The following is a 15330-nucleotide window of genomic DNA, read 5'->3' on the forward strand; positions in this document are numbered from 1 at the left end:
GGCATGGCCCGGAACAGCCGCAGCAAACCAGAACCTGCATCGCTGACCAAAGCGAAGCGACGACCGGAGATTATTGCTGACCGCATCAGGCAAGTCATTCAGACGGATCATTTGCAACCCGGCGACCGGTTGCCACAAGAAAAAGATCTTATTGACCAGTTCAAGGCAGCCAAAGGCACTGTGCGCGAGGCGATGAAGGCGCTCGAAACCCAAGGGCTGCTCTTCACCCGCACCGGCCCCGGTGGCGGCGTCTTCGTAGCCGAACCATCTGCGCAACATGCGATGGAGATGCTGGGCAATTACTTCTTCTTCGACCAGCCGGGTCTTCAGGAAATTTATGCCATCCGCAAGCTGCTTGAGCCGGAAGTTGCAGCCTCGCTTGCGGGCAAACTGAGCCAGGACGATCTGGAGAAGTTAGACAACACGATGCGGTTTTATGATCGCCCACCGACCAATCTGGATGATCAGTTTCAGCAACGCGTGGCAGAGCTGGACTTTCACACGCAGCTTGCACAACTCTGCCCGAACCGGCTTCTCGGTTTTATGAGTGGCCTCACGCACAATCTGCTGCGCAACATGCCGGTTGCTCGCTCGATCTATGCCGACCCGACGCCTGCGTCGCGTGAAGAAGGTCTGCTTTTTCAGCATCGGCTGTTGACCGCTCTGATCGAAAACAGAGCCGAAGATGCACATAAAATCGCGCTGGAACACATGATTTCTGCCGAAAAATATATGCTTTCCAAGGAAAATGAGCTGAAAAAAGCTCCACCGGCATAAAAATTAGAAATTTCGGAACCATCCCGACGCGCATGCATTAGCAAATATACAGGCCGCCGCCAAAACTCACGCGACGGCCTTGCTTGTTATGAATGACAATGGAGGTTTTGACCCTTTTTATGTGTGGAATTTGCGGAGAAGTCAGGTTCGATGGCGGTATGCCGTCGGTTACGGCAATCTCGAAAATGGCGGATATTCTTGCCCCCAGAGGTCCAGACGCGTCTGGCATCGTGGTGCGTGGTAATGTCGGCTTCGGACACCGGCGACTGAGAATCCTTGATCTATCTGAAAAATCCCAGCAGCCCATGATTGATGCCGATCTTGGCATCAGTGTTGTCTTCAACGGCTGCATTTATAATTTCCGCGAATTGCGCGCTGAACTCGAAGCTCAAGGCTATCGGTTCTTTTCCGATGGCGACACGGAAGTCATCATCAAGGCCTGGCACGCATGGGGTGAGGAATGTGTTTCCCGTTTTTACGGTATGTTCGCCTTTGCCATCCATGAGCGCGATACCGGCAGAGTGATCTTTGCCCGCGATCGTTTTGGCATCAAGCCGCTTTATCTAGCAGAAGTCAGCGGCGCTCTGCGCTTTGCCTCGTCATTGCCCGCGCTGGTAAAAGCTGGCGGCGTTGATACGTCAATCGACCGCGCAGCACTGCACAACTATATGAGTTTTCACGCTGTGGTTCCGCCGCCGCGTACCATTTACAATGGCGTGCGCAAGCTGCCGGCGGCTACCATCCGCGTCTATCAGGCCAATGGCGAATTCAATGACCGTATCTACTGGCAACCGCCGCATAGTCGACTGGCTGGCGACAGCACCATGAGCCGCGAAGACTGGCAGGAACAGCTTCTCGACATGCTGCGCGTTGCCGTCAAGCGCCGCATGATCTCTGACGTGCCTGTTGGCGTGCTGTTGTCGGGCGGCGTCGATTCAAGCCTCATCGTCGGTCTTTTGGCGGAAGCTGGACAGACCGGGCTTATGAGCTTTTCAGTCGGCTTTGAAGAAGCCAACGGCGAAAAGGGCGATGAATTTGTCTATTCTGACCTGATTGCCAAGCATTTCGGCACGGACCATCACAAGATTTTTGTGCCGAGTTCTGATCTGATGGATGCGCTTCCCGGCACCATTGCCGCCATGTCGGAACCAATGGTTTCCTATGACAATGTCGGCTTTTATCTACTGTCGAAGGAAGTTTCCAAGCATATCAAGGTCGTGCAGTCCGGCCAGGGTGCCGACGAGGTCTTTGCCGGTTATCACTGGTATCCTCCTCTGGTCGATTCCAACGATGTGGTCGGCGATTATGCGAAAGCATTCTGTGATCGCTCGCATGACGTGCTCAGAACTCAGCTTGCGCCCGAATGGATGCAGGATCGCGATTATAGCCGCGAGCTGCTCGAAGAGCATCTGCTACGCGATGGCGCCGATACGCCGGTTGACCGCGCGCTGCGTCTCGACAGCAACATCATGCTGGTCGATGACCCGGTCAAGCGCGTCGATAACATGACCATGGCATGGGGACTGGAAGCCCGCGTCCCGTTCCTTGATCATGAACTGGTCGAACTGGCTGCCCGTATGCCGCCTGAAGAAAAGCTCCGCGATGGCGGCAAAGGTATCTTGAAAGATGTTGCGCGCAAGATCGTGCCAAGTGCCGTGATCGACCGCAAGAAGGGATACTTTCCGGTTCCGCAGCTCAAATACATCGCCGGACCCTATCTCGACATGCTGCGCGATGCGCTGTCATCACAAAAGGCGCGCGAACGAGGACTATTTCAGCGCGATTACCTTGATCGTCTGTTTGCAAATCCTTCCGATCACATCACGCCTCTGCGCGGTTCAGAACTCTGGCAGGCCGGACTTCTGGAAATGTGGCTGCAGACGCAGGAAGCCCAAGTTGGGGAAGCCTGAAATGAAAAAGACAGGTGAGATTGAAATGACCCGGCAGAAAGCACGAGGCAGAAACGCTTTCTCGCACAGGCTCACGAGACTGCGCACTCCTGAAAGCGCTGGTTTTTACCAGGACCATTTGCATGGGGGTAATCAGGAAGAAGGTAGCTCCGCCAACCGCAACGTGGTTCTCGATTGCGGTTGGGGGCGGCTGCTTTTCGCGCAAACCTTTGAAGGTAACGAAGCAATCATCGAAGCGCTGCGTGCCGAGGCCCCCGCAAGCCGCGATATCCTGTTCTATGTCAGCGATCCGCATGTGCTGCTCTCACAGGCGCCACAGGAAATCTTTCTCGATCCATCGCACACTTTTCGGCTTGAACTCTCCAATTATCGCGCCGGTGGTCGCCAGACACGCGGCATCAGCATTCGCCGCGCTGTATCTGAAATAGACGCAGACGGCATCAATGCTGTCTACGCCGCCTGCGGTATGGTGCAGTTGCGTGCCGATTTCTTTTCCTGCGAGCGCGATAATCGCGCCGTCACCTATTTTGTGGCGCAAGACGATGCAACCGGAGAAATCGTCGGCACCGTTACGGGCATCAATCATCAGCGACTGTTCAATGATCCCGATCAGGGCGGCTCACTCTGGTGCCTTGCAGTACACCCGCAGGCACGACAACCCGGTATCGGTGAAAAACTCGTGCGCAAGCTCGCCGAACATTTTCAGGCGCGCGGGCTCAATCACGTCGATCTGTCGGTTCTCTATGACAATGACAATGCGATCAGACTTTACGAGAAGCTGAAGTTTCGTCGCGTTCCGCTTTTTGCAATCAAGCGCAAGAATGCGATCAACGAGAAGTTCTTCGCACTCCCAACCAGCTCGGTGGAGGCACTCAACCCTTATGCGCGCATTATCGTCGATGAAGCACTACGGCGCGGCGTACATGTGGACATCACCGATGCCAAGGGTGGCTTTTTTCGACTGTCCCATGGCGGGCGGTCAATCCATTGCCGCGAGAGCCTGTCTGAAATGACGTCAGGTGTCGCCATGTCAATCTGCGATGACAAGGCAGTCACGCGCCGCACGGTGGCCAAGGCAGGGCTTGTCGTGCCTGAGCAAATCCCTGCTGATGGCTCGGACGAAACGCTCGAGACATTCCTTAAAAAGCACGGAAAGCTGGTTGTGAAGCCTGCACGGGGGGAACAGGGACGCGGAATTTCGGTTGGTATTTCGACTATGAAAGACCTGCGGGCAGCGATCAGGCAGGCGCGAGAGGTCTGCGAAAATGTTCTGCTCGAAGCCTGTTTCGAGGGCGAAGATTTGCGGCTGGTGATTATTGATTACAAGCTGGTTGCTGCCGCCGTCCGCCGCCCACCCCGCGTGATTGGCGATGGAAAATTGACCATACGCAAGCTTATTGAAACGCAGTCCCGCCGTCGCCTTGCCGCAACGGGTGGTGAAAGCCGTATTCCGATAGATGCTGAAACCAAGCGTTGTCTTGAGCAGCAAGGTCTGCTACTAGACGACGTGCTCGCAGACCGACGCGAAATTACCGTTCGTAAAGCGGCTAACCTACACACCGGCGGCACAATCCACGATGTCACGACAATCGTGGACAAGACATTGGTTGATGCTGCGTGCAAGGCAGCGCGTGCAATTGAAATTCCGGTAGTCGGCATCGATTTCATGGTGAAATCACCCGAGACACCGGAATATGTGTTTATTGAAGCTAATGAACGGCCTGGCTTGGCCAATCATGAACCGCAGCCCACAGCTGCGCGTTTTGTTGAATGTTTGTTTCCGCAACTGGGAACCAATATTCCATAATAGAAGTTTGTATTGCACTGAAATTGCCATTCACAATCCGGTAGCACAAACGTGACATCGGATTGTCGTGGATTTGGTCTATATTGCGACCTTCGCCCAAGATTCATCATTCGTGGAGCAAAATATATGCTGGCAGAAGCCAAAGTAGAACAGCTGGGTATTACGATCGATGTATATCAGCGAGAAGCACGTCACTGGATCGCATCCGGTGTATTTGGTGGGAAACACATTGTTGTAGAAAATGTAACTCAGGGAACTGCAGTCAGCGACTGGAGAGACTGTGCTCTGGCTCTTTCAAACCAGGCGGCATAAAAATTAGATTTTTAAATTACTAAGCTAGAGCATTTCCTTTTGAAGATGAAACGTTAGAAATGCTCTATTTATTTGTTTTTAAACGCATCTTATTCCGAGAACCGTTTCATATTTTTCGGGATGCGCTCTAGGTTACTGGGCGGCTTCTGCGATGATTGGTATCGCAGGGGCCTTTCTCTCGAGCGTCATGGTTTTGAGATTGCCTGAAAAGAGAATGCCGGTGATAGGCAGAACCGGTTCCGCAGGCAGCGCTTCATGATGGATGCTGTCTTTGGGAACATGCAGCTTGTACTCGGTTCCATCTTCAGCACCAGACATGACAAGTGACACATTCCCGCGTGCTTCCAGAAGTTTCGCTCCATAAAGAAACTCGAAACTCAGCATCGAAACGAGGAATTTATAGGTTCCATCGCGTACGCCTCCCTTCATCATGGCGGCGCGATGGACATCCTCGCCCATCGTCACATCCAACGGTGGAATGCGCGGATCGCAGACATAGCCAAGCGCAAGCAATTGCCCGTTATCAACCTCAAACCGCATCCTGTCTGAACCAAGGTCAAGCGCTGAAATTGAAAACCGGCGATTGCTGTATTGGATCGGCACGCGCCCCAGCCGTTTGCAAAGCTGTTCGCCACTCAGCGCGCGCGCATTAGCAAAGTTGTCCGGATCAATGGCGAATGGCAACGCCTTGGGACGATGCGGAACAGACAAAGCCGGTTCGAGAACATCGGCAATCAGGTTCGCAACAATCGTCGTCGAAACTGGTCGGGCATAATGTCCCTGATCAAGATAGAAAGCCGGATTGCTCACGACATCGCGGCCATATTGCTGCATCAACATTCGCGAGACATCCGCTGAGATCGTGCCGTACCATTGCGAGATGTAATTGATGCCAGCGTCAATCGAAGGAACAGAATTCAGGAACGAACCGTTGCGTGCACCAAACACGAGCGTCGCAATCCGCAAGTTCGGATTACGCTCGAGAGCGTAGCGGATAATTCCTTCATAGAACCGTGCCCAATGGCGGAACGGGCGCCGCTCATCACCATAAACGAAGGCGTCATTGATGGCATATTCGATCAGCAGCAGCTCACAGTCTTCGAGCTGTTCGAACTGCTTGAGCTGATAAAGGCCGAGCGCGCTTGTTGTACCACCCACCGCGAGGTCAGCGACGATATCAAGCTCCACGCCGCGTCGCGCCATCGTCGATAAAAGTGTCGGCAGATAACCGGGCAGCATGACGGTATTGGAACCGCCGATAATTACAGTCTTGAGTTTCATTTTGTCCCCGTTGCAGCTCGGGTTGCGGCTTTCCCGGCAGGCGTTAGCGATCCGCAACGCCACACACCGTAAGCGCTTGCATCCCAATCAAAATAATAAGCCGCAGCAATCTGGCCGCTATCCATCATCTGCCGGAAACGGTCGCGCGCCTTCTCGACCAGTTGTTCGCGATTATTGTCATTGGCCGGACAAGCTTTGGACGTGTTTGCAAAGCCCCATTCCGTAATCCAGCATGGCTTGCCATCCGCTCCGCCACAGAAAGAAAGCGCGTTGCCTATATGTTTTGCGCGCGCCGCGCGCGTGCCGCTGCTGCCAGGATAGATATGAATACCATAGCCGTCGGCGGCATTGTCTAGACCATATTTCTTGAGAAGATCGGTAAAGACGGCTGGATCGACGCTGTCTATTCCGCGTCGGTCGGCATCGAGAAAGGGGATATCCGAAAGACCCGCCGATATGACCTTTGCATTGGCACTGTGTTTGGTTGTTGCCAGCTCCCCGCGCACAATACGCAAAAGTTCGACGTATTTCTCGGTACCTTTTTCAACCAGCGGAAGCTCTTCCATCTCGCTTAAAGAGCGTGCAGTCTTCATCTTTTCCTTGGGCAGAATGGCGAGATCGCCGTTATAAGCGCCCCAGTTAATCTCATTACCGGGTTCAACCCCGACCAGCGGCACGCCCAGCGCATCGACCTTCTGCAAGGCATCACCTATTGCCTGCTGAAAGCGCTCGGGCGATATGTCGGAAAGCCGATACATGTCCCATATACGCCCGCGACCAGAACGGGGTTTGGTTCCTTCGGGATAAAAATCCGCGTTGTTGAGCGAGATTTCGAGCAGGATGGCGAGACCTTTTTCATGCGCAAGACGCACAGCATCAATGCTCTGATCAATCGGTCGCGTGAGCGACAGCCGAACTGACACCACGCCGTTTTTGACCATTTGATCGAATATCTGTTCGCGCTCTGCCGGTTTGAGCCAGGCCATATTGACCCGGTTGACGCCAAAGCGCGTATCGGCAAGAGCGCTCTGAGGTAGGGCCGTTAGCAACATGCCGCCTAAAAGCGCAACCGCTGCCACCATCCCACCCCCGATGCTCTTGCGAGTCTTCATCATCGGATGCCTATATCCTTGAGAGCGCCGTTGAAATTGGCTTCACATTCCGAATAGCGATTGATGGCAGCAGGCACATCGATCTTGGAAAGGAAGTCGCGCAGATAGGCCTTCTTCTGCGGCTCACGGTTCCAGACGCTTGCATCAATATGTGGAAAGCCGACAAAGCTCAGCATTTCGCGCATACGGTCATCGACAGCGATCATCAGCCCCGGAATACCCGACTGCATGCCGATAATCGTGCCATGGAAGCGGCGGCTCAGGCCAAAATCCTGACTGGAAATCCAGCTACGCCATTTATGCGTGTCAAAAAACACCAGCAGCTCATTCTTGCGCTGCCATTTTTCCATATGCTTGTAATCGACAGGTGCCGTGATGCGGCTCGCAGCCTGATCATAGGCTTCTGAATGGTCTTCGCCCGCCATGTTCATATTGTAGACAATGACTTCGTCCTGAATGACATAGCTTGCAACACTGTCTTTTTCGAGCAGCGCGTGCGCGTCCACAATCGTATCTGCAACGCTTCCGAGATATCCGCCAAACGAGATTTTCTGCGCGTCTGCAAGGCTTGGATCGGCAAGGCGGCTCAACGAGAGCTTCATCTGATCGGGTGCATAGTAAAGCGATGGACAGCCCGTCGACCGAACATATTTCATGCCCGCATCCTTGAGGAACTCAGCCGTGAAATGACCACGCGTAAGGAAGAAGCTTTCCTTGCGGCGCAGAATTTCGAGGAACCGGCGCGTGCCTTCGGGCAGCTCGGCTTTCAGATTTTCCTTCTTCTGGATACCAATTCCCATGACCACAATCGGCATGTTCAGCTTTTCGAAGACGAAGGATTCAGTCGTTGCCGCATAGCCGGGACGCAGCAGATTTGCCGAAGCAAACAAGCAGAGATCGAAGCTTTCATTGAGCTTCGCATACGTATCAGGCGAATTGAGACTATTGGCCAGATGCCAGAACGGCACATAGGTCACATCATGACCGCGCACGGCATTTGCGGCACCTTCACCAATGAGATAATTGCCGGTATTGGCGATTTTCTTAACCTGATCGATCACATCTTTCTTGCTGCGAATGGGCTCGAAATATGGGCGGTGTTTGACACTCGCCCCTGAAACGCTTTCGACTGTCCGCATCAAATAGGACGGAATGCCGGTGATCATTATGCGCATGGTGATCCATCTTCGCTGGAGTTATAAAATGACTGTCGGATATGGGAGTTATCCAACGCCAATCTCTGAAAGCACGCTTCGGAAATTGCGTTCGCGTGCGGAATATTTCTCGATCACGTCAGGAATGTTGATTGCCGCGATATGATCGCTGACGAAGGCGCGGCGATCATTGGCAGCGTTGAGATCACGCGCATCAATTTTCGGAAGGCCTGAGAAATTCAGCATCTCGCGCATACGATCATCGACGGCGACCATCAGGCTTGGCACACCTGCCTGCATGGAGATGATGTTCCCATGGAAACGACGGCCAAACGAGAAGTCCATCGTTGAACACCACGCACGCCATTGATTGGTATCAAGGAAAGCATGAATGCTGAGCTTCTTCTTGAGATCACCCGATCCCTTGTAAGTGAGCGGACCAACGAGCTCGCCGGTTGTGGAATCATAAGCGCGGCCGTTTGCATCCTCTTCGATCTGCATGTCGAAGTGCAGCAGCTCGTCCTGAATGACATAGGCTGAACGCCCGTCATCGGAACTCAGCGCATTCATATCGCCAATGGTTTCAAGCTCCGCACCCATATAGCCGGTGAAAACAGTGCGTCCCTCGCCAACCTTGACGTCCGGCAGACGATGAATAGCCTTGCGCATATTGTCGGGACGGAAATAGAGCGACGGACAGCCAACGGGTCGGACATAGGAGAAGCCCTGATCACGTAAATATCCGGCTGCATCTTCCCCACGTGTGAGGAAATAATGTTCGCGGGTTTTCAGCACTTCCAGAAGCTTTTTTGTGCCTTCTGGCAAGCCGTCATCTGCTTCGATGTCAGGTCGGTTCTGGATGCCGATGCCGAGCATCACAACCGGCATATCGAGCTTGGACAAAACAAGCGCTTCCGCATCTGCTGACAGGCCCTTACGCAAGAGATTGGCGCAGGTGAAGACGCAGATATCGTACTCCTTGTTGATCTCCTCCATGCCAGTGCCGTTGTTGACGCAATTATACAGATGCCAGAAGGGGACATGCTTGGCCGATGGCAGAAGGGCTGTCATTGCACCCTCACCGATCAGATAATTTCCGGTATTGCTGATGTTTTTCAGCTCCTGAATAAACTTTTCCTTTGGCTCTGAAATCGGCTGCTTTTCGGAATAGTAAATCTGTGCCTTGTCGGCGCGCTGGATAAAACGCGTCAGATAGCTTGGAATACCAGTGACAAGAATACGTGGGCTCTTGCTCATGAGGCGGCCTTTCTGAATTTCAATAAAATGCACTTAAGCGACTGCGCGACCTGGGAGGATGGTGACAGAGCGTGCATCATTGGGTGTTTCCGGCTGGGAGGGCCGGGATTGCGGATAGACCGGGCTGATTTCATTGGCCCAGTCCGTGAACTCGGAAAATGCGGATGACCATGTGCGGTGTGCTGCCGAAGCGAGTGCACCCTCCGCAGTCCGCTTCAGTGCCTCACGATCCTGCGCAAGGATTGTGAGGATGCGGGTCATATCAGCAACGATCTGCGCATCATTGCCATTGCGTATGAGAATACCGTCGCGACCATGATTGATAAGCTCATCAACCGCACCAACCGCAGTGGCTACCGGCACACAGCCAAGTTGCTGCGCTTCGGCGATCATCAAAGGCGCGCCTTCCCAGCGCGACGGCATCAAAAGAACGTCAGCCCATGCGAGATGATTTGCGATGTCTCTGCCGTCGAAAACCGGAGGTGAAACCTTCACGCCTGCATCTTTGAGACGTGTCATCCATGAAGCACTTGGATCGTCAGAGAGAATTTCACCTCCGATCGCCTGAGCCTCGAACAGGATGCCCTGTTCTTTAAGCTTTATAATCGCATCATGCAGGCGATCGATGCCTTTCTGGCGATCAAGGCGCCCCATATAGAGCATGCGTATTGGTTGGCCTTTGCGCTCTTCCTTACGCGCCGATGTGACTTGCGCGCGCAGCTTCGCATCGATGGAGAAACTCGCACCATTGGGGACCGAGAACACTTTCTCGAACGGAACACCAAAGCTGTGCAGATAGATTTTGAGCTGGTCCGAACAGGTGAGAAAAGCGTCATAGGCATGTTCAAAGGCAATTGCCGCATAGGGCTGTCCTGCCTGACGGCGGAAAACCGTCTCGTCAACCACATGGAGATAACACGCAGTGCGCGTGCCTTCAGAACGCAACTTACCCATAAGCGGGTGCGCTGCCATGACGTGGTTGTTCACCACAAGATCAAAGCCTGAAAGCTGACCGCGCAGAATACCCCAATCAAGCGGATGTTCGTCGGTGATAAAATCCTGCCCTAGGAAGCGATTGGTATCGCCCCATGCCGGAATGCCATCTTTCCAGAAATGAAGATAGTCGAATGCCTGATCAAATTCGTCCAGCACATCCATGCGTTCATTGCCGAGAACGAAAAGATGGGTCTCAAAACCCTGGTTTTTCAACTCGCGTCCAGCAGCATAAGCGACTTTCTCAGCACCCCCGAAAGAGGCATTGGGAACCAGAACGGCCGCTGTCTTTTTCTTTGCACTGTTATGGGCAAGCGGCAGCACCGGCCCGCCGCCAAGCTCATCGCGCAGCACCTGATACATTTCAGAAAGGGCTGGCAGACGACGTGGGCGCCATGTCCAGCGCATCGCCGCACTTTGTTTGAGCGGACTTGTGGCAATCGACGTCACCAGATTGAGCATCGACTGCTCAGGCCGTGACAAAGCGCGGCGCTGACGCACCCTTGGAAACGGGAACCGTACTTTCATGCGCGCGGATGTCGGCCACAATTGCTGCGTACCAAGCGAGGCAAACCAGCTCAAAGCATCGTTTTCGATAATCTCACGCATGAGCCGCGTTGAAACAAAGATCAGATCGGCAGGTGCCTGCCGCGCACCCGACGGCATGATCTCAGTATCAATCCGCCGCTCGTCCTCGACATTGGTGAGTTCCACAAAAACGATATTGGCCTGCTCGGCCAACGTCTCCAATCGTGATAAAATATTTGGCAGCAGCCTTGAGCGCGCCAGAAGCTTCAGCGTCTCCGTGTTCGACGAGGCCAGAAACGGCGGGAAGTGAAAATTGTCCGGCTCGGACACACTGCCCCAGAAGGCGCGAATTGCATCGTCAAACTTGAGATCTTTCGTTCCGAGGCTCAAATCAGTGAAAAGACTGACAGTCCCCTCGCCTGCGCGGATCACGCCATAACGCGGGCATTCCTCGTGCTCAAAACCCACAAGTGTCGGGCGGCGAAACAAAGCTTTGTGCCGTTTGCGCAGGAAGTTGATTGATCCTGAACGGTCGCGATTGGCTTCCTTGAAACGGCTCTCAGCACGCAGTCGATATTCAAACCCGGTATCGTGGCATGGCGCGCCGACAAAACCCGCTTCAATCGCTGAAAGCCAGAATTCCCAATCCTCAAATCCGTTTTGCCTATCATCATCAAAACGTACACCGCTTCTGAAAACCTCGGCCGAGATCATCGATCCGGTATCGCAGATATTGTCGGTAATGCAGTGGATCAGCCGTGAGTAACTGTCACCATAATGGGCGCGCCAGTTGACGGAGAACGTGTCGATGTTTGTGTAAACCCAACCAGCGCCGCTCGATAAAAGTTTGCGGTAGAGCGTGTCGATCGTGTGCGGATGAACCCGATTGTCGGCATCCACGAAATAGACCGCTTTGACGTCCGGCATTTCTTCCAAAATGTATTCGACAGCGCGATTGCGTGCGCCACCGGGTCCCGCATTCTCGCCGAAAATGACATGGATATTCGGATGCGCTGCTGCATAAAGCGCGAGGCTATCAAAAACCTCGCGGCGTGGGTCACCATCCACCGAAACTACGATCTGCGTACGGAATACCGTTTCCGATGCCAGCAGAGTTTCCAGCGCCTCAAGTGCCAGCGCCGCGTGGCCGTAGAGCGGCATTGCGACGACGATCAAATCCTTGGATCTATCGTACATTCGCAACCTCTTTGACTATTGTCTGCACGGCGCGCGCTTCAACATGTTTCACGAGGCGGAAATTGAAGAGTTTCAGCCAGGAGAAATCGACAGAATCTCCTGCAGCCTTACTCAGCACGATTAAATCCATCGTTCGATCAATCGGCTCTTCAAGCATGAAGTTGATATCAATCGGACGATTGGGTGCCACTTCCGACCAACCGCTGAACAAAACCTGCTGGCGACGGCGATCAAGGTTGGAAATCGCGTCGATTTCTTCTTTCACGTCGGAAGCAAGGTTGACCAGCAATAGCCCGGCCACACAGGGCTGGCCTTCCGGATGATCAATGACCGCACGTGCGGAAATGCGTACTGTTCCGGGAGCGACAACCCTGCGGATCGCTGCTGCGGTAATACCTTCCTCGAGCGGATGGCAACCGATGGCATCTTCGTGCTCCAGAAACCGCACAGTCGGAAAATCTGGTGTGAGCGGGGTAACAGACACATTGGCCACATTGCGCAACAGCTCAATGGGCATGCGATAATCATCGACCTTGCGACCATTAATGAGCGAAGTCGGCACGATGGCGTTGGGCAACGATGCAGGCCGAACGCCCGGAAGCCCCGTAAAAATACGAAGTGCCAGCGGACGCATATCAAGATCGCCATGCGGGATGCGGGCACGTGCCGCATAGCGTTCATTGGCAATCACATTGCCCAACGAGAGTTCTGGTGGCACACCGCCTGTCGCCGAAATGCGCAGGCGCAAGGTACGGTGACTACCATCGCAAGCCTTTGGCAGCGAGAAGAAATTCCATTCCGAATGCAGCGTGGCGTAAGGTACGAGCCATTCAGCGATGCCTTCGCCATTTTCGAGATAGTCGAGTGTTACGATCAGCTGACCGTTGCGATTGGCGGGCAGATCGCGGAAATGCAGTGCAAAGCCAGAAACCGCATAGCTCGAAACCGGGAACAGCTGCTCAATTTCCGATTCGCGCAGCAACTTGGCAAAGCCTTCATCCTTCGGATCAACCAAAGGCGCATGAGAGAAAAGCTCTGTCGAAGAGTCCCAGTTGCGTGCGTGGAATGCATCTTCGATGGCCCGGTAATTCTCGAACATGGTTTCGCGCTCACGCCGCAACATGGCAAGTTCGGTATGAACTTTGCTGACATGACTGACCAGGCGATCAAGGCTACTTTCAAGCAGTTGCGAAACCAGCAGAGGAATGCTTTCAGGCGATCCCTCATCAATCCGCACCACAGGTACCTCGGGAATGGTGCGCATCCGATAGAGCTGCTGCAGAACGGAATTCAGTTCTTTCGCACCTTCTTCGGAGGCCGCGACAGCAACAAGGGGAAACGTGTTCGCCATCCGCAGAGGCTTGCCATCGTTTTCGACAAAACTAGTCAATGCGCCAAGAGCAGTCGATTCCAGCGCTTCACGATCACGCATCGAAGCAATGGCATAACGGCGGGCTTTCCGCGCCGAGATCGCAGGAAGTGGTGTGCTCAACATAGTCATCCATTGTGTAAGAGCCAACTTGGGAGGTTCGGCCTCTATGCGCAATCAGAAAATACAGACCATGTATTGTCAACAGTAATATAACGAAGCCTATATGATAATATTACGAATATTTTGAGCTGTTTTAATTCAAAATTTGAAACAATCTGATTGTATATTGGATATATGCGATAAACACGCAGAAATACGGGCTTTTATATTATATTATTAGGTCTTGAATGCCCGATTGTCGCCACATACTAATTATCTGCCGTTTAATACTGCATCGATCAAGGTTTTTTGCTGCTGTAAACATTCCGACAACCGAAAGCGTTTTTCGACCGTTCGGCGCGCCGCTGCGCGCATCTGAAGACAAGCATCAGGATCTCTGAGGACATTGAGAATGGTTTGTGCCAGCACATCAGTATCGTAGAAAGGAACAAGCAGACCGTTCTGGCCCGACCTGATGACTTCGCGCACTGGCGGCGTGTCCGAGCCGATAATGAGTGCTCCACAGGCCATGGCTTCCACCAACGACCATGACAGAACAAACGGATATGTGAGATAAATATGTGCGGTGGATATCTGGTAGAGCTTGCGCAATTGCGCATGGGAAACTGTGCCGGGAAACACAATGCGATCGGAGCGATCAGGTGGCAAATCCATCTTGCTCAGCAGATGTTCCCGCCATGAGCCACCTCCGGGCGGTGGTGTTCCATAGCTTACGCCATCACCACCAACGAAAACAAAGATTGCATCATCATTTTGCCGGATAACCTTTGCCGCAGCTTCAAGCGCTTGCGGGAATCCTCTGTAGGGTTCGAGATCGCGAGCGACAAAGGTGATGACGCGTGAAGACCCTGCCTTCAACGTCCGCCCGTCTGGCAACAGGATTGAGGCATGCTTGTCAGGATAAAATAGCTTTGTATCGACGCCTTCATGCACAACGGCAATTCGGTTTTGAACGGCTTTTGGATAAAGGCTCTTCTGCCAGTGTGTCGGGCTGAAGCCACCGTCCATGCCATCAAGCGTCACCAGCTGAGCCATATTGCGAAGACGAAGACGCTTGCGCATTTCGGCATCCGGCTTGTCGTCTGGTGCAAAACCTACATCGGCACCGTGAGCGCGATAGAAAAACTCGCAATAGCCCAGCGCGGGCGTTGTGGGCAGTACGTCTTTGACGAACATCATACTGCCCCAACCTATGTGACCGATTACGATGTCAGGTGCCTGACCATGGCGTGCCATGGACTCAAATGTTTCAGCCACCCGATGCCCGATCCTGGTGTGATGATCGGGCACCTCCAGATATCTGGCCATCACACCCTTGGTGCGAGGAGCAGATTCTACTCGGTGGCGGATGACACGGACCGCTGGGAGGCGACGGTCCACTGTCTCGCAAATCAGGCTGACATCATGCCCGCTGGTAGCCAGATGCTCGGCTAACGCAGCAAACTGACCAAAACCGCGTCTGTGCACAAAAGCTATACGCATGTCACAAAAAGTGTCCGGTTATCGGCCA

11 protein-coding genes are annotated in these 15330 nt (G+C 53.5%); 4 read left to right on the forward strand and 7 right to left on the reverse strand.

The features are described from left to right. The first annotated feature begins 3 nt into the window (after window positions 1-3). The 4 genes from QBD00_RS10140 (at window position 4) to QBD00_RS10155 (ending at window position 4806) form a co-directional block, all read left to right on the forward strand. Complete coding sequence (locus QBD00_RS10140) at window positions 4-777, forward strand: FadR/GntR family transcriptional regulator (protein WP_191792910.1); 774 nt, start codon at window positions 4-6, stop codon at window positions 775-777. A 119-nt stretch (window positions 778-896) separates the two neighbouring features. After that, window positions 897-2687 (forward strand): N-acetylglutaminylglutamine amidotransferase, encoded by a 1791-nt coding sequence (locus tag QBD00_RS10145; protein WP_318579498.1) that lies wholly within the window; start codon window positions 897-899, stop codon window positions 2685-2687. Between the two features lies 1 nt (window position 2688). After that, complete coding sequence (ngg, locus tag QBD00_RS10150) at window positions 2689-4494, forward strand: N-acetylglutaminylglutamine synthetase (RefSeq protein ID WP_318579366.1); 1806 nt, start codon at window positions 2689-2691, stop codon at window positions 4492-4494. A gap of 126 nt (window positions 4495-4620) precedes the next feature. Then, window positions 4621-4806: a hypothetical protein gene (locus QBD00_RS10155; RefSeq protein ID WP_095445287.1), complete on the forward strand. Its 186-nt coding sequence runs from the start codon at window positions 4621-4623 to the stop codon at window positions 4804-4806. Between the two features lie 132 nt (window positions 4807-4938). Here QBD00_RS10155 and QBD00_RS10160 read toward each other — a convergent pair whose 3' ends face one another. The 7 genes from QBD00_RS10160 to QBD00_RS10190 form a co-directional block, all read right to left on the reverse strand. Then, window positions 4939-6087 carry an SGNH/GDSL hydrolase family protein gene (locus QBD00_RS10160; protein ID WP_191792908.1) on the reverse strand — a complete coding sequence of 383 codons (1149 nt, stop codon included), beginning with the start codon at window positions 6085-6087 and terminating at the stop codon, window positions 4939-4941. Then, window positions 6084-7202: a glycoside hydrolase gene (locus QBD00_RS10165; protein WP_318579367.1), complete on the reverse strand. Its 1119-nt coding sequence runs from the start codon at window positions 7200-7202 to the stop codon at window positions 6084-6086. The genes QBD00_RS10160 and QBD00_RS10165 overlap by 4 nt, the downstream gene beginning before the upstream one ends. Then, window positions 7199-8374, reverse strand: a complete 1176-nt coding sequence (locus tag QBD00_RS10170; RefSeq protein ID WP_318579368.1) for a polysaccharide pyruvyl transferase family protein — start codon at window positions 8372-8374, stop codon at window positions 7199-7201. The genes QBD00_RS10165 and QBD00_RS10170 overlap by 4 nt, the downstream gene beginning before the upstream one ends. Before the next feature lie 48 nt (window positions 8375-8422). Next, the gene (locus QBD00_RS10175) at window positions 8423-9610 is read right to left on the reverse strand and encodes a polysaccharide pyruvyl transferase family protein (RefSeq protein ID WP_191792905.1); all 1188 of its coding nucleotides are present in this window, start codon (window positions 9608-9610) and stop codon (window positions 8423-8425) included. A gap of 33 nt (window positions 9611-9643) precedes the next feature. Continuing rightward, complete coding sequence (locus QBD00_RS10180) at window positions 9644-12328, reverse strand: glycosyltransferase (protein ID WP_318579369.1); 2685 nt, start codon at window positions 12326-12328, stop codon at window positions 9644-9646. Continuing rightward, window positions 12318-13823 carry a DUF6212 domain-containing protein gene (locus QBD00_RS10185; protein ID WP_191792903.1) on the reverse strand — a complete coding sequence of 502 codons (1506 nt, stop codon included), beginning with the start codon at window positions 13821-13823 and terminating at the stop codon, window positions 12318-12320. Before QBD00_RS10185 ends, QBD00_RS10180 begins: the two co-directional genes overlap by 11 nt. A 249-nt stretch (window positions 13824-14072) precedes the next feature. Further along, window positions 14073-15302, reverse strand: coding sequence for a glycosyltransferase family 4 protein (locus QBD00_RS10190; protein ID WP_264232559.1), 1230 nt, complete (start codon window positions 15300-15302; stop codon window positions 14073-14075). Between the last annotated feature and the right edge of the window lie 28 nt (window positions 15303-15330).

This window comes from Ochrobactrum sp. AN78, assembly GCF_029909885.1.
In the GTDB taxonomy this organism is placed as follows: domain Bacteria; phylum Pseudomonadota; class Alphaproteobacteria; order Rhizobiales; family Rhizobiaceae; genus Brucella; species Brucella quorumnocens.

Coding starts and splice junctions, on each gene's coding strand:
- QBD00_RS10160 (WP_191792908.1), bottom strand. CDS start 6,087: ATGAAACTCAAGACTGTAATTATCGGCGGTTCCAATACCGTCATGCTG.
- QBD00_RS10155 (WP_095445287.1), top strand. CDS start 4,621: ATGCTGGCAGAAGCCAAAGTAGAACAGCTGGGTATTACGATCGATGTA.
- QBD00_RS10175 (WP_191792905.1), bottom strand. CDS start 9,610: ATGAGCAAGAGCCCACGTATTCTTGTCACTGGTATTCCAAGCTATCTG.
- ngg (WP_318579366.1), top strand. CDS start 2,689: ATGAAAAAGACAGGTGAGATTGAAATGACCCGGCAGAAAGCACGAGGC.
- QBD00_RS10185 (WP_191792903.1), bottom strand. CDS start 13,823: ATGTTGAGCACACCACTTCCTGCGATCTCGGCGCGGAAAGCCCGCCGT.
- QBD00_RS10190 (WP_264232559.1), bottom strand. CDS start 15,302: ATGCGTATAGCTTTTGTGCACAGACGCGGTTTTGGTCAGTTTGCTGCG.
- QBD00_RS10145 (WP_318579498.1), top strand. CDS start 897: ATGTGTGGAATTTGCGGAGAAGTCAGGTTCGATGGCGGTATGCCGTCG.
- QBD00_RS10140 (WP_191792910.1), top strand. CDS start 4: ATGGCCCGGAACAGCCGCAGCAAACCAGAACCTGCATCGCTGACCAAA.
- QBD00_RS10165 (WP_318579367.1), bottom strand. CDS start 7,202: ATGATGAAGACTCGCAAGAGCATCGGGGGTGGGATGGTGGCAGCGGTT.
- QBD00_RS10170 (WP_318579368.1), bottom strand. CDS start 8,374: ATGCGCATAATGATCACCGGCATTCCGTCCTATTTGATGCGGACAGTC.
- QBD00_RS10180 (WP_318579369.1), bottom strand. CDS start 12,328: ATGTACGATAGATCCAAGGATTTGATCGTCGTCGCAATGCCGCTCTAC.